This window comes from Pseudomonas sp. F3-2 (genome assembly GCF_038804275.1).
In the GTDB taxonomy this organism is placed as follows: Bacteria; Pseudomonadota; Gammaproteobacteria; order Pseudomonadales; family Pseudomonadaceae; genus Aquipseudomonas.
This window is the reverse complement of the sequence record NZ_CP152388.1, coordinates 3,071,054-3,084,732: the sequence shown is the minus strand read 5'-3', so window position 1 is coordinate 3,084,732 and position 13,679 is coordinate 3,071,054. Positions and strand designations below refer to the sequence as shown.

The window sequence follows — 13,679 nt, the reverse complement described above, 5'->3', positions numbered from 1 at the left end:
AATGCGCAAGGCCTTTATGTGGTTGCCTTTGCTGATGATCGGCATCGTGACGCCGACGCTGGCGGCGGTTCCTGACGCCTGGAAACATACCGCTTATGCCTACGATGCCCGTCAGACCGATCTGGCGACGGCACTGGGCGACTTCGCCAAGGAATTCGGCATCGGCCTGGACATGGCCCCGGTTCAGGGCACGCTGGATGGCCGCATCCGCGCCCAGAATCCGCAGGAATTTCTCGACCGGCTGGGTCAGGAGCATCACTTTCAGTGGTTCGTCTACAACGACACCCTGTACATCAGCCCGACCAGTGAACAGACCTCGGCGCGGCTTGAGGTGTCCCCCGACGCGGTGGACGACCTGCAACAGGCGCTGACCGATGTCGGTCTGCTGGACAAGCGATTCGGCTGGGGCGCCTTGCCCGACGAAGGCGTGGTGCTGGTCCGCGGACCGGCGAAATACGTCGATTTCGTGCGCAGCTACAGCAAGAAAGTCGACGCGCCGGAAAAGGCGGACAAGCAGGACGTTCTGGTGTTTCAGCTCAAATACGCCAACGCCGCCGACCGCACGATCCGCTATCGCGATCAGGAACTGACCGTTTCCGGGGTCGCCAGCATTCTCCAGGAGCTGCTTGAGAGCCGCTCCCGAGGCGCGTCGATCAACGGCGTCAACCTGTTGCAGGGCGGCGGTGGAACCGCCAGTGGCCTGGGCAGCAGCACCGGCATGGCCGGCGCCGGAATCGGCGGAATGAACTACGGCGGTCCCGACGACAGCGTGCTGGACACCGGCCAGTTGCAGCAGAACGTCGACCGCGTGCTGGGGCTGTCCGGCAAAAGCAAGGGCGGCAGTTCGAGCTCATCGAGCCGCGCGAAGATCCGCGTCAGTGCCGACGTTCGCAACAACGCCGTGCTGATCTACGACCTGCCCAAACGCAAGGCGATGTACCAGAAACTGGTCAAGCAACTCGACACACCGCGCAATCTGATCGAGATCGATGCGGTGATTCTGGACATCGACCGCAACGAGCTGGCGCAGCTGTCCAGCCGCTGGAACTTCAATGCCGGCAGCGTCGGCGGCGGCGCCAATCTGTTCGAGCAGGGCACCAGTTCGACGCTGTTCATTCAGGACGCCGGGAAATTTTCCGCCGATCTGCACGCGCTGGAAGGCAATGGCGCAGCGTCCGTCATCGGCAACCCGTCGATCCTCACCCTGGAAAACCAGCCAGCGGTGATTGATTTCAGCCGCACCGAATACCTCACCGCCACGGCCGAACGGGTGGCGAATATCCAGCCGATCACCGCCGGCACCAGCTTGCAGGTGATTCCGCGGTCGCTGGATAAGGACGGCAAATCCCAGGTTCAGCTGATCGTCGACATCGAGGACGGCCAGATCGACACCTCGCAGATCAACGAAGATCAGCCGGCCGTGCGCAAAGGCAACGTCAGCACGCAGGCGGTCATCGCCGAGCATGGATCGCTGGTGATCGGCGGTCTGCATAGCCTGGAGACCACCGACAAGGTCAACAAGATTCCATTGCTCGGCGACATTCCGGTGATCGGCAAGCTGCTGTTCCAGTCGCGCAACCGTGAGCTGAACAAGCGCGAACGGTTGTTCATCCTGACCCCACGCCTGATCGGCGATCAGGTCAATCCGGCGCGTTACGTCGAGAAGGGCAATCCTCACGACGTCGACGATCAGCTCAAGCGCATCGATGAGCGTCGCGACGGCGGCGAGGAGCCGACCCGGGGCGACGTCCAGAACGCTTTCACGCAGTTGCTCGACGGCGTGGCACCGGTGGGCTTCAGCAGCGGTGAGACGCTGCCGTTCGAGGCCGACAGCCTGTGCGACCCGGGCGAGGGACTGGTGATGGATCGTCAGCGCTCGCAGTGGTTTTCGAAGAAGGACTGGGGCGTGGCAGTGGTCGTCGCCCGTAACACCACCGGCAAGCCGCTGCGCATCGATGAGAGTCATTGCGGCGGACGCTGGGTCATGGGCGTCAGCGCCTGGCCACATGCCTGGGTGCAGCCCGGCGCCGAAAGCGAGATCTACATCGCCGTGCGCCAGCCGCAGGTGTCCAGCAAAGCCAGACAGAACCGACCTTCGCTGCTCAAGGGGGCTACACGATGAACCTGCGTGGTTTTCTGATCCTGTTTCTGGCATTCGCCACGCTGGCCGGCTGCGCAAGCCGGGGTTGCTCGGGTTACGCGTGCAAGCGGCCCGATTCCAACGACCGCGAACTGGTCATCTGGTGGCCGCCGGACATGCGCCAGGGCATCGACGAGCGTGACCACGAACTGGATTTCACTGTTGTGCCACTGAAGGACTGAGCATGATTCGGGTATCGGAAAAAGCGGCGTTCTACGCGCATGTTGCCGCCGAACGCGCGGCGATCTGGCCGGTGGCGAGCGGCGTGGCCTTCGTCAGCCGGCGCGAACACCGCGACTGGGGCATCGCCCTGCACATCGAGGGCCGGGCACTGCGCCCCGAACAACTGCGCGATGCGCTGGAACGGCGTTTTTCGCAGGCTGAGCGGTTCAACGACTATTTTCTGTTTCTGGACGTGCAGCGCGACTTCGTGGTCTGGCATGCCGTCCCGCACACCGCTGAATCTCCGGTCAGCCTGGACAGCATTCGACGTCATGAATTGATGCTGGCGGGCCTGGACCACCTGAGCGACATCAACCCCTGAACGGCCGACACCCAGCAACGCGCAACCCCCGTGGGCGTCAGCCAGCTGGCGCTCACGACCTTCCGCCCTCGACTGAGCACCCGCACCGCACCCACTCAATGACCCACGCCGCGCAAGCCCTGCGACCAGGTTCCCGTAGGAGCGCGCTTGCCCGCGAACACGTCTGCAGCACACACATCTCGCTCAATGACACGCCGCGCAAGCCCAGCCACCACGTCCTGCAGGAGCGCGCTTGCCCACGAACACGTCCGCACAATCGACAACCGAATCGATGACCACCCCAGAACAATGCTCGACATGCACCTGCGCACCTGCGAATGCGCGCTTCAACGCGAGCACGTCGAATGAGGTCCCACGAAGGGCAGGTCATGCTACGGACGGGGGCCGAACGCCATACGCTTTACGCGTCTTCGATCCGGATCACTTCATCGGTGACTTCCTCCAGCTGGCGCACGACCTGGTAGATGTGCGCCACCGCGAGGAGTGTAGGGCGGGGGATGTATTTGCCGGCTTTGACCTTGTACAGCGTGCGCGCCAGCCAGATGCTCTGCACCACCGGGATCCCGGCTTTCTTGGCTCGGGCGATCAGCGCCAGGGCGTCGTCGTCCTCGCCCTTGCAATGAATCAACGGCAGCGGCGTCTGCCCCGGCCGGTAATACAACGCCACGGCATAGTGAGTCGGGTTGACCACCAGCATGTCGGCGTCCTCCACCGGTTTGGCCGGGGCGGTCGGCTCCTGGTTGAGCAGTTCATGGGCGAGCTGGCGACGATGGCCTTTGATGTGCGGGTCGCCCTCGGACTGCTTGTATTCCTTCTTGATGTCCTCGTGGCTCATGCGCAGTTTCTTCGCGTGGAAGTACTTCTGCAGCGCAAAGTCGACGGCCCCGATCACCGCCAGCAGGCCCAGCGTCGCGCGCAGGATGTGTCGGAAGACTTCCAGCAACGCATGCCAGTAGGTGGTCAGGTCGGTATTGGCCAGCAGAATCAGCGCGCCGAGTGACGGTTTCACCACCGAATACAGGGTCGCGGCGATCGCCACGGCTTTGAGCACACTCAGCAGCAACGTGGTCAGGCTCTGCGCCGAGAACATCTGCTTGGCATGGGCGAAAGGGTTGAGCTTGTTGATGTCGATTTTCAAGGCTTTGGGCGCGAACAGAAAGCCGATCTGAATCCAGCTTCCGACCATGCGCATCAGCATCGCCATGCCCACGCTGCTCAGGATGAAGCCGATCAACACACTCATGCCTTCGCTGGCGACTTGGTCGACGCTGTGCATGAATGGCTTGCCGATGCCCTGGAACGACAGCGACATCAAGTGATGCAGCCGCGCGACACTTTCATCGGCCAGGCTCAGCGTGATCTCGCTGACCACCAGCAGCACCAGCAGCTTGGCCAGATCCTGACTTTGCCCGACCTGGCCTTTTTCCCGCGCATCACGCAGCTGTTTGGGCGTCGCTTTTTCTGTTTTTTCGCTCACGGCAGATGCACCAGTTCGCTCAACAGGTGTTTGAGGTCCGCCAGTTGCAGAATCTGCCCATTGCCCAGTTCCAGCAGCGTCGGCAGGTAAATGAGCAGGAATGCGATGCCGGCCATGCTCTTGGCCGGCATCGCCAGAATCGAGACGTTCAACTGCTGGGCGTACAGGCCGATGATCGCCAGCGCCGCCTCGATCAGCAGCAACAGCCCGATGAAGGGCGCGGCGTACAGCATCATGTGCTGCAAGGTCTGGTTCAGTTGTTCGAGGAACAGATTCAGGCCATCGACGGTCATGCCCGGCAACCAGGCGGTTGGCGGCCAGACCTGATAGCTGTCCCAGATCACTTGCGTGATCAACGACAGCCCGCCCGTGAGAATCACCAGCATGATCAGGGTTTCCTGGAACAGCTCGCCCATGGGGGTCGCATCAGGCCCGAGGGCCGGGTTGATCTGCCCGCCGCTCAACGCGCCGCGCTGGCTGTCGAGCAAGGCACCGACCGAGGCGAACATCCAGAACGGCGCATACAGCAGCAGGCCGAGGAGGGTGCCCAGCACCGCTTCCTTGAGCAACAGCGCGCCGATGGAAAACCAGTCGTCATTGAGCGAAGACAGCGCGCGACTGATGGTCGGCGCCGGCACCATCGACACCACCAGCACCACGGCATAACGCAGCGGGCCTTTCAGGTATTTGAAGCAGAAGGCCGGTACCAGAATCATGCACGGCAAAAGCCGCGCAGCGGCCAGGCCCATACCCAGCATCAGTTCGAACAGCCCCTGCGCGTCGAACGGCATCTAGTGCGCGCCCCCGGAACGGGCAATCAGGTCGAAGGCCATGTTGATGAACTGGATCAGCTCCACGCCAATCCAGCGGCCGGTCATCGCCAGGGTCAGGCCCACAGCCGCCAGTTTGATGCCGAAGGGCAGGGTCTGGTCCTGGATCTGCATCAGCGCCTGCAGCAACGAGGTGATCACCCCTACCAAGACGGCGACACCCAGAGGCGGCGCGGTGAGAATCACGACCAGGAACATGCCCTGCTTGAACAACGCCAACGCTTCCATGGCTGCCTCACATGTAGGAATAGAACAGGCTGTCGAGCAGGCGCGTCCAGCCTTGCACCAACACGAACAGCAGCAGCTTGAGCGGCAGCGAAATAGTCATGGGCGAGACCATCTGCATGCCCAGCGCGAGCAGCAGGTTGGAAACGATCAGGTCGATGACGATGAAGGGGATGTAGATCAGAAAGCCGATCTGAAAGCCCGCCTGCAACTCCGACAGCACGAATGCCGGCACGGCCAGCAGCAGATCGCTCTTGCTGGCCTGATCGGCCATGTCCTTGGGCCACATGCGCTGAGTGTTGTCGAGCAGATGAGCGATCACGTCGGGGTCGGTGTTGCGGGTCATGAAGCGCTGCAACGGCTCGATGACCGTGCTGGCGCTGGCCTGCAGTTTCTCGGTGCTGCCCAGTTCGATCGGGTGTTCGTGTACCCGCTGCTGGATTTCGTGAGCGACCGGCGCCATGACGAACATGGTGGCGGCCAGCGCAATGCCGTACATGGCCATGTTCGGTGGCACTTGCTGCACGCCGATGGCGTTGCGCGTGATGAGCAGCGTCATGGCGATTTTCAGGAATGCCGTGCAGACGATCAGCAGAAACGGAATCAATGACAAGGCGCCGAGAAACAGCGCCAGCATGACCGGGTTCATCCCGTCCATGATCATACGGGCGACGCCATCCGGGTGATTTGCAGACCCAGGCGCCCGTCGATGTCGACCAGTTCGCCTTCGGCCACGACCCGCTCGCCATGGCACAAGGTGGCAAATCCCGGGGTGATGCCGTTGACCGGCAGTGTCGTCCCGGCGGCCATGCGCCGCAGGTCACCCAGGGTCAGGTTCAGGCTGCCGCAGCGCAGGGTCAGCGCCATCGGCAACTGGTCCAGCGGATCGAGCGGCTGAGCATGGGGCTCGTTTGCCCCGGCCGTCTGGGTGTCGTAAGCGTCCTGCGGTGCTTCCTGCCATTCAGATTCGGCGGGCGCGGCGTTCAGCTCATCGAGCGTTTGGTCCTCGCCGTAGGCGTCCTGGTAGCTTTCCGGTACGGCCTCATGGTCGTCATCCGTCAGGCTGTCGATGTCGTCCTCATACAACGCTTCATTGGCCATGTCCCAGGGTTTCCTCGTGGCTGAGCCGTACGTACAGCTGATGTTCGTGACTGTCTGTCTGTACTGCCCATTGCCGACCGGCCAATTCCAGCCGGCCATGGCCCTCGCTGTCGAAATGGCTGTGAAGCGGCAACAGCACGTCGCCCGGTTGCAGCGAGGCCAACTGTTCCAGGGTCAGTGACAACTGACCCAGTTCCAGTGGCTGAACGATCGGCCAGTCATCGGCAAGCGCCTGGCGATGCCGGTGCCAGCCTCGACCGTCGAGCAGACGCTGGATCACAGCCGCGTCGGCGCAGAGCAGGCCATCGAGGGTCTGCTCGCCCAGCGTCAGTTGCAGCCGGCACGTGACCGTTTTCTCCGGCGCGTCGCCCACAGGCAGCACAGTGTTATCGCTGAGTGGTTGCAAGGGGCAAAACAGTTCCGCGAGGGCCGGACTCAGCCGCTGATTGAGCAAATCCCAGTACCAGGCCTGATGTTCGCCACTCAGGGTCACGGGCAGTTCGCCCATCAGGCTGAGCATGGCCTCGGCGTCGCTCAGGTGCAGCCGGCCAACGGCGCTGTCGAAGCCGGTCAAGGTTCGATGGGCGCTGGCGTGGGGCGGCAGGGCCGTCAACGTAAGTTGGCCTTGCAGGCCTCTGGCGCTGAACATCAGGCTGGCGCCGGCGCCGAGTTGCCGCGACACCCGGGCGACGAGGTCGTCGACTTTTCGCAAACGCAGCGCAGTCATGCCTGCAGCTCCTCATGGAACGACAGCTCGACGTCATGCCCGAGCGCCCGCGCCAACGCGTCTTCGCAAGCCCGTTGATGCGGTTGCACGCGCTTGAGCGCGCTGCGGCGGGCGAAGCCCAGTTCGACCGTCCACTGGTTGTCACGCTTGCTGGCGTTGACCTGGACCTTGCCCAAGGTGGGCATCAGCAGCGTCACACTGAACGGGCCATCGGGTTGCGCCGGCAGGCGCTCGGCCAGTTCATCGATCAGTTGCGTCGGCACGCCGTCGCTGGGGGCGAGCATGCTGAACCCGCTGCCGGAATAGCCGGATTGCTGAGGTTCTTCGCTGACCGGCGTCACCAGCAATTGAGAGAAGAACAGCCCGTCGGCACTCAGCGGTTCATCCGCCGCAGGTGCGTTGCACAGCGCGCGCAGGCGTTCGGCATCGCTGCGTCGCCCTGCGCCAGACAGTCCGCGGTTGTCAGACTGCGCAGGCGACCCGGACGGCAAGGGCTGCGGCTGCGCGGGGCGCGACTGCACCTGAGGCTGGGGGCGAGGCGGGTGTTTGATCGGCGTATTCATCGCGACTCAACCTTGTTCGTTGATGGCTTCAGCCAGACAGGCCAGTTTTTCCACGGCGCGCTGCGACGCCTTGGCGGCATCCCTGGCCTGAGCCAGGCGTTGCTGCTGTTCGTCGATGCCCAGACGTTGCTGCTGCACGTCCTGGCGGATATAGGCCAGACGATCGAGCATGCGGTTTTCCTGTTCGTGCCAGCGGTCGAGGTCATTCAGGGCCATGGCTTTGTTCAGGTGCGCGTCGCTCAGCACCTGGCGCCGTTCGCGCTGATTGCCACGCTCCTGGGCGTAGGCGTTGCGCGTCTGCTGCAAGTGCTCGTGCATGTCTTCCAGCGCTTTCTGCGCAGTGCGTTGTGCCCGCTCGGCGCTGGCCTGACGGTGCTGACGCAAGGGCGTAAGGATGCCGATGACGTGCTCCATCGCCAGTCGCTGCGGGTCGGCTTCCAGTTCTTCTTCCATGGCGTCACTCCGGCAGTTGTGCGGTGAGGTGCATCAGGGCGTCCAGGGTTTCCTGCAGCGGCACCGGCTCGCGCAGGTCCTGGCGCAGAAAGGCGTTGATCGGCTCGTTCAACTGCACGGCACAATCGGTGACCGGATCGCCGCCGGGCTGGTATTCACCCAGACGCAGCAGCATTTCGACCTGTCGATAAGCGGCCATCAGGCGGCGCAGACGGTTGTTGGCCTGCTGATGCTCGCGCCCGGTGACGTTGCTGAGAATCCGGCTGATGCTCGCCTGCACGTCGATGGCCGGGTAATGCCCGCGTTCGGCCAGTTTGCGCGATAGCACGATGTGACCGTCGAGCAGCGAACGCACCTCGTCGGCGACCGGATCGTTCATCGAGTCCTGTTCAATGAGCACGGTGTACAGCGCGGTGATCGAACCGGTTTCGCTCATGCCCGCGCGCTCCACCAGACGCGGCAGTAGCGTGTACACCGAAGGCGGCAGGCCGCCGCGACCCAGTGGCTCGCCAGCGGCGATGCCGATTTCACGCTGGGCGCGAGCAAACCGGGTCAGTGAATCGAGCAGCAACAGCACTTTCATGCCACGTTCGCGATAGGCCTCGGCAATGGCTGTGGCCGTGAACGCGGCGCGGGCGCGCTCCATGCTGGAACGGTCCGAGGTGGCGCAGACCAACACCGAGCGTGCGCGCAGGGTCGCGTCCAGCTCGTGATCGAGAAACTCGCGCAGTTCACGTCCCCGTTCCCCGATCAGGCCGAAGACGATCACATCGCAATCCATGTTGCGTGCCAGTTCGGCCATCAGCGTGGTCTTGCCGCAACCGGCCCCGGCGAACAGACCGACGCGCTGGCCCTCGCCGAGCAGGATCGCGCTGTCGATCGCGCGCACGCCAGTGGGCAGCGCGCGGGTGATGCGCGGGCGCTGGGTCGGAGGCAATGCATCGGCGATCACCGGCAGGGTGACGCGACGATCGCCGGGGCCAGCGAAGGCGCCCTGGGAATCGCCCAGCAACGGCCGGCCGAAGCCGTCGAGCACGCTGCCCAGCAAGCGGTCGTCAACGCCGATGCGATGGGCCATGCCCAGCGGCCGGATAGGCGCACCGACCTGAATGCCGTCCGGCGTGCCCAAGGCGCTGAGCAGGGTGCAGTCGCGGGTGAAACCGACGATTTCTGCCAGCATCGCGCTGCCGTCGGATTTGCTGACTTCACACAGGTCGCCGACTTTGGCCGCCGGGATCTGGCACTCGAGCAGGATCCCGCTCACGGCGCTGACCCGGCCGCTGGCCCGAACCGCCGAAAACTGGTTCAGCCGGTGACTGTGCAGGGATTTCCATTGGGCGAGGGCGGCGTTCACCAGTTCACCTCGTAATGGCGTTCGCCGTCGAATTGAATTCGGTTGTCGTCGATCCGGGTCAGGCGCAATCCGGCCAGTTCATCGCCCACGTACAGGCGGTGGCCGTCGGCAGTCACCAGGTGCGCATGGGGCCCCGACATGATTTGCACAATGGTGAAGGGCAGGCCGTTGCTGGTCGCCGTGACGTTATCGATCAGCGCGACGGGCGATTCGTAGCGATCCTTGAACCGCTGCAGCATGCGTTGATACACCAGCTGCGATTCGGCCTTGAGGTTGCCGCTCAGTGCCAGGCCTTCCGGGGTTTGCTGCACGTTGACGTCGCTGAGCAGTCGCTCGCTGAGCATGGTGTTGAGCTGGCGCCTGACCTCGTCGACAGTGGTCAGCTGGATGCGTTTGTGCGCCGGTTCAGCCGTGCTCCGGCGCTTGCTGGGAGTGGTCGCGACGTTGTGAGCCGGTGCACCGGTTGCCACCTGCTCGGTCACTGGCGCTGCGCTGCGGGTCAGGCTCCAGGCGCTGCCCGCGATGCCCAGTAACACGCCGATTACGATGCCCGTGGTGCGATTGAGCAACCGCGAGCGGGACTCGACTTTCTCCAGCGGCGGGGCAGTGTGCGGCGCTTCGGCGCGAGCTTCGGGCTCGGCGTTGGGTGTGGCGATGACGGCCGGTACTGACGGCCAGGCGTCTTCGGCCGGGGACACGCACAGCCACACCGAGCCGAGCACGAACGCCGTGTTGGGCGTGAGTGCGGTCGTCGCGTGTCGATGACCTTCCTCGTCGCAGATGCTGCCGTCGGCGGCGTTCAGCACCCAGTTATCCCCTTGGCGCTGCAGGTGGCAATGCAGTTGCTCGACGCCTGGGTCGTGCAGGGCCAGATCCTGTTCGGCGTGCGAACCGATCGCCCACTGTTCGCCCACCAAAGGCAGCGCCGCGCCCTGATGCAGGCCGGTCAAAACCCTTAATTCATACATGTGTCGCTCTCCAGGGGCTCAAGCGGCGTACTCGCTGTCCAGCGCTTCGAGGTCTTCTTCCAGGTCGAAACGGCCCAGCACCTTGACCTGCGCCGCGTTGCTGATTTCGGCAAAAGACAGCACCGGCACGTGGTAGAACTCTTCCTGCAGCAACGTGCGCAACGGGCTGCGCAGGTCCTGCGCGACCAGCAGCACCGCCTGTTCCGGCGTGCGCACCGGAAACGCGATGTGCAGCTGTTGCACCAGCAACTGACTGGTCTCGTTGTCCAGCGCGAAGAACGTTTCGGTCTGGGTCTGGCGCAGCCCGTCACGCAGAATGCCTTCGCTTTCCGGGGTCAGAACCCATACCAGCAGGCCCTCGGCGCCGCAGTACTGGTGATAGATCTGCGACTTCAGGGCGATGCGCACGTAGTCAGCGAGCACGGTGACCTCGCGCTCGTGCTGACCGTGCTCGATCAGGGTTTCGGCGATCACGCGGATGGCCCGCAGCGGCACGCATTCGGAGGCCAGGCGCTGCAACACCGCGGCAAACCGCGCCAGCGGCAGCACGCGCTGCATCTCCTGGGCAAGCTCGGGTTGTTCGGTCTCCAGCCAGCCGAGGATGGCTTTGGTCTCCTGCAGGCCGATGAATTGCGGGCCGCATGCCTGCAACGCGCGCTCCATGCGTTCGATGATCAGGGTCATCGCGTCGACACGCTCGATCTGCCCCTGCTGCAGTTGAGGATCATCGGCGGGCATCCACAGCCATTGGCCCTCTTGACGTTCAGTGGTGCCGTACACCGCGTCCTGCGGCGAGTCATCGAGCATGCGCGCGTCCACGGCGACATGGCTCTGGGTGAAGGTTGCCTTGAGCAGCGGCACTTCGTAGACCGAGAAGCGGAATTCATCGGGCGGCAGGTGTTCGGCCTGCTCGATGATGAACGACGGCAGGGTAAGGCCGTATTGCACCACCAGGCGGTTGCGTCGCTGGCGAATCTCGCTGACCAGTGCTTCGACCTGCGCCGGGTTCTGGCTGGGGTGAAATTGCAACACGAACTGGCGGCTGGGGGAGAACGTGCGCAAGTCTTCACGGCCGTTCATTTCCGGCGCGACGGCGATTGCCTGAGCCTGCTCGGCCTTGGGTTTCGCCCGCTGAAGCTGGAGCAGACCGCCGCTGCCGCAAATGATCGCGATCACGATGAACACGGCCGTCGGCATGCCCGGCAGTGCTGCGAAACCGAGCATCGCCACCGCTGCGATGATCCACGCCTTGGGCTGGCTGGTGATCTGTTCGGCGATCTGACGGCCGATATTGGCCTCGGCGCGGTCCTCATCGGGCACGCGGGTGATGATCATGCCGCAGGTGACCGAAATCAGCAGCGCGGGAATCTGCGCGATCAGGCCGTCGCCGATGGTCAGTACCGTGTACACCTGCAACGCGTCGCCGGCGCTCATGTTGTGCTGGACCACGCCGATCGCGATGCCGCCGATCATGTTGATCGCCACGATGATCAGGCTGGCGATGGCGTCGCCGTTGACGAACTTCATCGCCCCGTCCATGGCGCCGAACAGTTGGCTTTCCTTGCCCAGTTCGGCGCGCCGCTTGCGCGCTTCATGAACGCTGATCAGGTTGGCGCGCAAGTCGCTGTCGATGGACATCTGCTTGCCCGGCATGGCGTCCAGGGTGAAACGCGCACCCACTTCGGCGACCCGTTCGGAGCCCTTGGTGATGACCAGAAAGTTGACCACCGTGAGGATCAGGAAGATCACCATCCCCACCGCAAGGTTGCCACCCACCACGAACTGGCCGAACGCCTCGACGATGTGCCCGGCGTCCTGGTTGAGCAGAATCAGGCGCGTGGTGGAGATCGACAGCGCCAGCCGAAACATGGTGGTCAGCAGCAGGACAGCCGGAAACGTCGAGAACGCCAGCGGTCTGGGCAAGTGCATCGCCAGCATGATCAGCAGGCAGGAAATACAGATGTTGATGGCGATCAGCACGTCGACGAGCCCGGTGGGCAGCGGCGTGATCATCATGAAGACGATGGCGATCACCACGAAGGCGCCGACGATTTCCGAGCGGCGCATGGCCGCCAGGGCGATCTGGTTGAGCAGGTTGATGACACGATCCATCAGGCGAGGCCCCCCTGGAGCTGGTTCTGTTCCTGCCGAGTCAGTTCGGCCATGAGGATGAGCAGGTTGCCCAAGGCGTTCTGGCGGCTTTTCATGTCGCGCCAGAGGAGAATCGGCAACTGTTGCAGCATCGGTCGCAGGCCGTTGAGGAACGCCAGCTGATGCTTGAGTTGCTTGCCGCCGATGTGTTGCGTGAGTTGCAGGGTTTCGTTGAGGCTCATGCCCTTGCCGGACAGCGCCAGCAGGTGTTTGAGGAAGGCCGCCGGGTCGACCTGCAGGCCGGGATTCTTGTTGCGCATGCGCCCCAGCAGGTGCTCGCAACCTTGCAGAAGCGTGGCGACGTGACGAGCGGTGTTGAGCCCGTGCATCAAGGTGCGCAGTTGCTGCGGCGACGTCGAGGGCGTGAGCGAGGACAGGTCGTCGGCGATGGCGCTGCGCATGTCGCGCAGGTTCAGTTCGAACTCGCCGGCCTCTTCCCGCTCATTGATCAGGGCATCGATCAGGCCTGTGATATTGGGCTGGCCGCTGACCGCCACGCTGTACAGATTGCGCAGGGTGCCGCGTCGCTTGTTGTCGATATTCGGCCGCGAGAACGCCTTGGCGCTGTTCATGCCCGCGCGTGCACGTTTGCCGTACTTGCGGCGCAACAGTTTCAGTTGCTCGGTCAGGACCACGTGCTCGCCGGTTTCGCCGTCGGCCTGGGCCTGTTTTCTGGCGGCCTGCAACACCACATGGGCTTTGGCCGCGTCGCCGTCGGCGAAGCTGAGAATCTGCGCCAGGCTGGCGGCGTTCTGCTTTTGCAGCTGCTTGCGCAGGTTGCGCGCCGCATCGTCCAGGCCCTTGTCGTGGCTGCCCATCAACTGCTGATACAGCTCGCCCAGCTTCACTGCGCGCGATTGCAGCGCGTTGCTGCTGGCGATCAGTTCACGCTGGTTGAGGCTGCGGCTCTGCTGAACCAGCGCCGAGGCAAAGCGTGCAACCTGTTGCGGCGTGGTGCCGCCGATGTTCGGCGGGTTGCTGCGCAACGACGTCACAGGCGTCGCCGCTGCCTTCGCCGGCGCAACGGCTGCTGTCTGTAGCACGGGTGGGGCAGAAGGGGCGGCGATTTTCATAGGACGATTCTGAGCGGGGTCGTGCGCTCTGAGTGGGTCCTACCGATGAAGCGGTTCCATCTGTTTGCGAGGG

15 protein-coding genes are annotated in these 13,679 nt (G+C 63.8%); 3 read left to right on the top strand and 12 right to left on the bottom strand.

Features of this window, described 5'->3' with window-relative positions; genetic code table 11:
* Position 1: 1 nt before the first annotated feature.
* From sctC to AAGQ88_RS14070, 3 genes are read left to right on the top strand one after another with little or no spacing between them, the layout of a single operon-like run.
* Positions 2-2,122: a type III secretion system outer membrane ring subunit SctC gene (gene sctC / locus AAGQ88_RS14080; protein ID WP_285424398.1), complete on the top strand. Its 2,121-nt coding sequence runs from the start codon at positions 2-4 to the stop codon at positions 2,120-2,122.
* Positions 2,119-2,322, top strand: coding sequence for an HrpT family type III secretion system protein (hrpT, locus tag AAGQ88_RS14075; protein WP_093458688.1), 204 nt, complete (start codon positions 2,119-2,121; stop codon positions 2,320-2,322). Before sctC ends, hrpT begins: the two co-directional genes overlap by 4 nt.
* Before the next feature lie 2 nt (positions 2,323-2,324).
* Positions 2,325-2,684 carry a type III secretion protein HrpV gene (locus tag AAGQ88_RS14070; protein ID WP_285424399.1) on the top strand — a complete coding sequence of 120 codons (360 nt, stop codon included), beginning with the start codon at positions 2,325-2,327 and terminating at the stop codon, positions 2,682-2,684.
* A gap of 400 nt (positions 2,685-3,084) precedes the next feature.
* Here the strand turns inward: AAGQ88_RS14070 and sctU are convergent, their stop codons facing one another.
* From sctU to sctW, 12 genes are read right to left on the bottom strand one after another with little or no spacing between them, the layout of a single operon-like run.
* On the bottom strand, positions 3,085-4,161 hold the full coding sequence (gene sctU / locus AAGQ88_RS14065) for a type III secretion system export apparatus subunit SctU (protein WP_342652662.1): 1,077 nt from the start codon (positions 4,159-4,161) through the stop codon (positions 3,085-3,087).
* Positions 4,158-4,952, bottom strand: coding sequence for a type III secretion system export apparatus subunit SctT (gene sctT, locus AAGQ88_RS14060; protein ID WP_285424401.1), 795 nt, complete (start codon positions 4,950-4,952; stop codon positions 4,158-4,160). The genes sctU and sctT overlap by 4 nt, the downstream gene beginning before the upstream one ends.
* On the bottom strand, positions 4,953-5,219 hold the full coding sequence (gene sctS / locus AAGQ88_RS14055) for a type III secretion system export apparatus subunit SctS (RefSeq protein WP_093458684.1): 267 nt from the start codon (positions 5,217-5,219) through the stop codon (positions 4,953-4,955). It abuts the gene before it with no gap.
* A gap of 7 nt (positions 5,220-5,226) precedes the next feature.
* Positions 5,227-5,880, bottom strand: coding sequence for a type III secretion system export apparatus subunit SctR (gene sctR, locus AAGQ88_RS14050; RefSeq protein ID WP_285424402.1), 654 nt, complete (start codon positions 5,878-5,880; stop codon positions 5,227-5,229).
* The gene (locus AAGQ88_RS14045; RefSeq protein WP_342652661.1) at positions 5,877-6,317 is read right to left on the bottom strand and encodes a FliM/FliN family flagellar motor switch protein; all 441 of its coding nucleotides are present in this window, start codon (positions 6,315-6,317) and stop codon (positions 5,877-5,879) included. Before AAGQ88_RS14045 ends, sctR begins: the two co-directional genes overlap by 4 nt.
* Positions 6,307-7,044, bottom strand: a complete 738-nt coding sequence (locus AAGQ88_RS14040) for a type III secretion system protein (protein WP_342652660.1) — start codon at positions 7,042-7,044, stop codon at positions 6,307-6,309. Before AAGQ88_RS14040 ends, AAGQ88_RS14045 begins: the two co-directional genes overlap by 11 nt.
* Positions 7,041-7,607, bottom strand: coding sequence for a type III secretion system HrpP C-terminal domain-containing protein (locus AAGQ88_RS14035; RefSeq protein ID WP_342652659.1), 567 nt, complete (start codon positions 7,605-7,607; stop codon positions 7,041-7,043). Before AAGQ88_RS14035 ends, AAGQ88_RS14040 begins: the two co-directional genes overlap by 4 nt.
* Positions 7,608-7,613: 6 nt before the next feature.
* A complete protein-coding gene (locus tag AAGQ88_RS14030) occupies positions 7,614-8,060 on the bottom strand; it encodes a YscO family type III secretion system apparatus protein (RefSeq protein ID WP_342652658.1) in 447 nt (148 codons plus the stop codon).
* A gap of 4 nt (positions 8,061-8,064) precedes the next feature.
* Complete coding sequence (locus AAGQ88_RS14025) at positions 8,065-9,414, bottom strand: FliI/YscN family ATPase (RefSeq protein ID WP_342652657.1); 1,350 nt, start codon at positions 9,412-9,414, stop codon at positions 8,065-8,067.
* On the bottom strand, positions 9,411-10,382 hold the full coding sequence (gene sctD / locus AAGQ88_RS14020) for a type III secretion system inner membrane ring subunit SctD (protein WP_342652656.1): 972 nt from the start codon (positions 10,380-10,382) through the stop codon (positions 9,411-9,413). Before sctD ends, AAGQ88_RS14025 begins: the two co-directional genes overlap by 4 nt.
* Before the next feature lie 18 nt (positions 10,383-10,400).
* The gene (gene sctV, locus AAGQ88_RS14015) at positions 10,401-12,494 is read right to left on the bottom strand and encodes a type III secretion system export apparatus subunit SctV (protein WP_285424408.1); all 2,094 of its coding nucleotides are present in this window, start codon (positions 12,492-12,494) and stop codon (positions 10,401-10,403) included.
* Positions 12,494-13,606 carry a type III secretion system gatekeeper subunit SctW gene (sctW, locus tag AAGQ88_RS14010; RefSeq protein ID WP_342652655.1) on the bottom strand — a complete coding sequence of 371 codons (1,113 nt, stop codon included), beginning with the start codon at positions 13,604-13,606 and terminating at the stop codon, positions 12,494-12,496. Before sctW ends, sctV begins: the two co-directional genes overlap by 1 nt.
* Between the last annotated feature and the right edge of the window lie 73 nt (positions 13,607-13,679).

What these genes read in the sequence shown, in the direction of transcription:
- sctC (WP_285424398.1), top strand. Translation starts at nt 2, where the DNA reads ATGCGCAAGGCCTTTATGTGGTTGCCTTTGCTGATGATCGGCATCGTG.
- hrpT (WP_093458688.1), top strand. Translation starts at nt 2,119, where the DNA reads ATGAACCTGCGTGGTTTTCTGATCCTGTTTCTGGCATTCGCCACGCTG.
- AAGQ88_RS14070 (WP_285424399.1), top strand. Translation starts at nt 2,325, where the DNA reads ATGATTCGGGTATCGGAAAAAGCGGCGTTCTACGCGCATGTTGCCGCC.
- sctT (WP_285424401.1), bottom strand. Translation starts at nt 4,952, where the DNA reads ATGCCGTTCGACGCGCAGGGGCTGTTCGAACTGATGCTGGGTATGGGC.
- sctS (WP_093458684.1), bottom strand. Translation starts at nt 5,219, where the DNA reads ATGGAAGCGTTGGCGTTGTTCAAGCAGGGCATGTTCCTGGTCGTGATT.
- sctR (WP_285424402.1), bottom strand. Translation starts at nt 5,880, where the DNA reads ATGATCATGGACGGGATGAACCCGGTCATGCTGGCGCTGTTTCTCGGC.
- AAGQ88_RS14045 (WP_342652661.1), bottom strand. Translation starts at nt 6,317, where the DNA reads ATGGCCAATGAAGCGTTGTATGAGGACGACATCGACAGCCTGACGGAT.
- AAGQ88_RS14040 (WP_342652660.1), bottom strand. Translation starts at nt 7,044, where the DNA reads ATGACTGCGCTGCGTTTGCGAAAAGTCGACGACCTCGTCGCCCGGGTG.
- AAGQ88_RS14035 (WP_342652659.1), bottom strand. Translation starts at nt 7,607, where the DNA reads ATGAATACGCCGATCAAACACCCGCCTCGCCCCCAGCCTCAGGTGCAG.
- AAGQ88_RS14030 (WP_342652658.1), bottom strand. Translation starts at nt 8,060, where the DNA reads ATGGAAGAAGAACTGGAAGCCGACCCGCAGCGACTGGCGATGGAGCAC.
- sctD (WP_342652656.1), bottom strand. Translation starts at nt 10,382, where the DNA reads ATGTATGAATTAAGGGTTTTGACCGGCCTGCATCAGGGCGCGGCGCTG.
- sctV (WP_285424408.1), bottom strand. Translation starts at nt 12,494, where the DNA reads ATGGATCGTGTCATCAACCTGCTCAACCAGATCGCCCTGGCGGCCATG.
- sctW (WP_342652655.1), bottom strand. Translation starts at nt 13,606, where the DNA reads ATGAAAATCGCCGCCCCTTCTGCCCCACCCGTGCTACAGACAGCAGCC.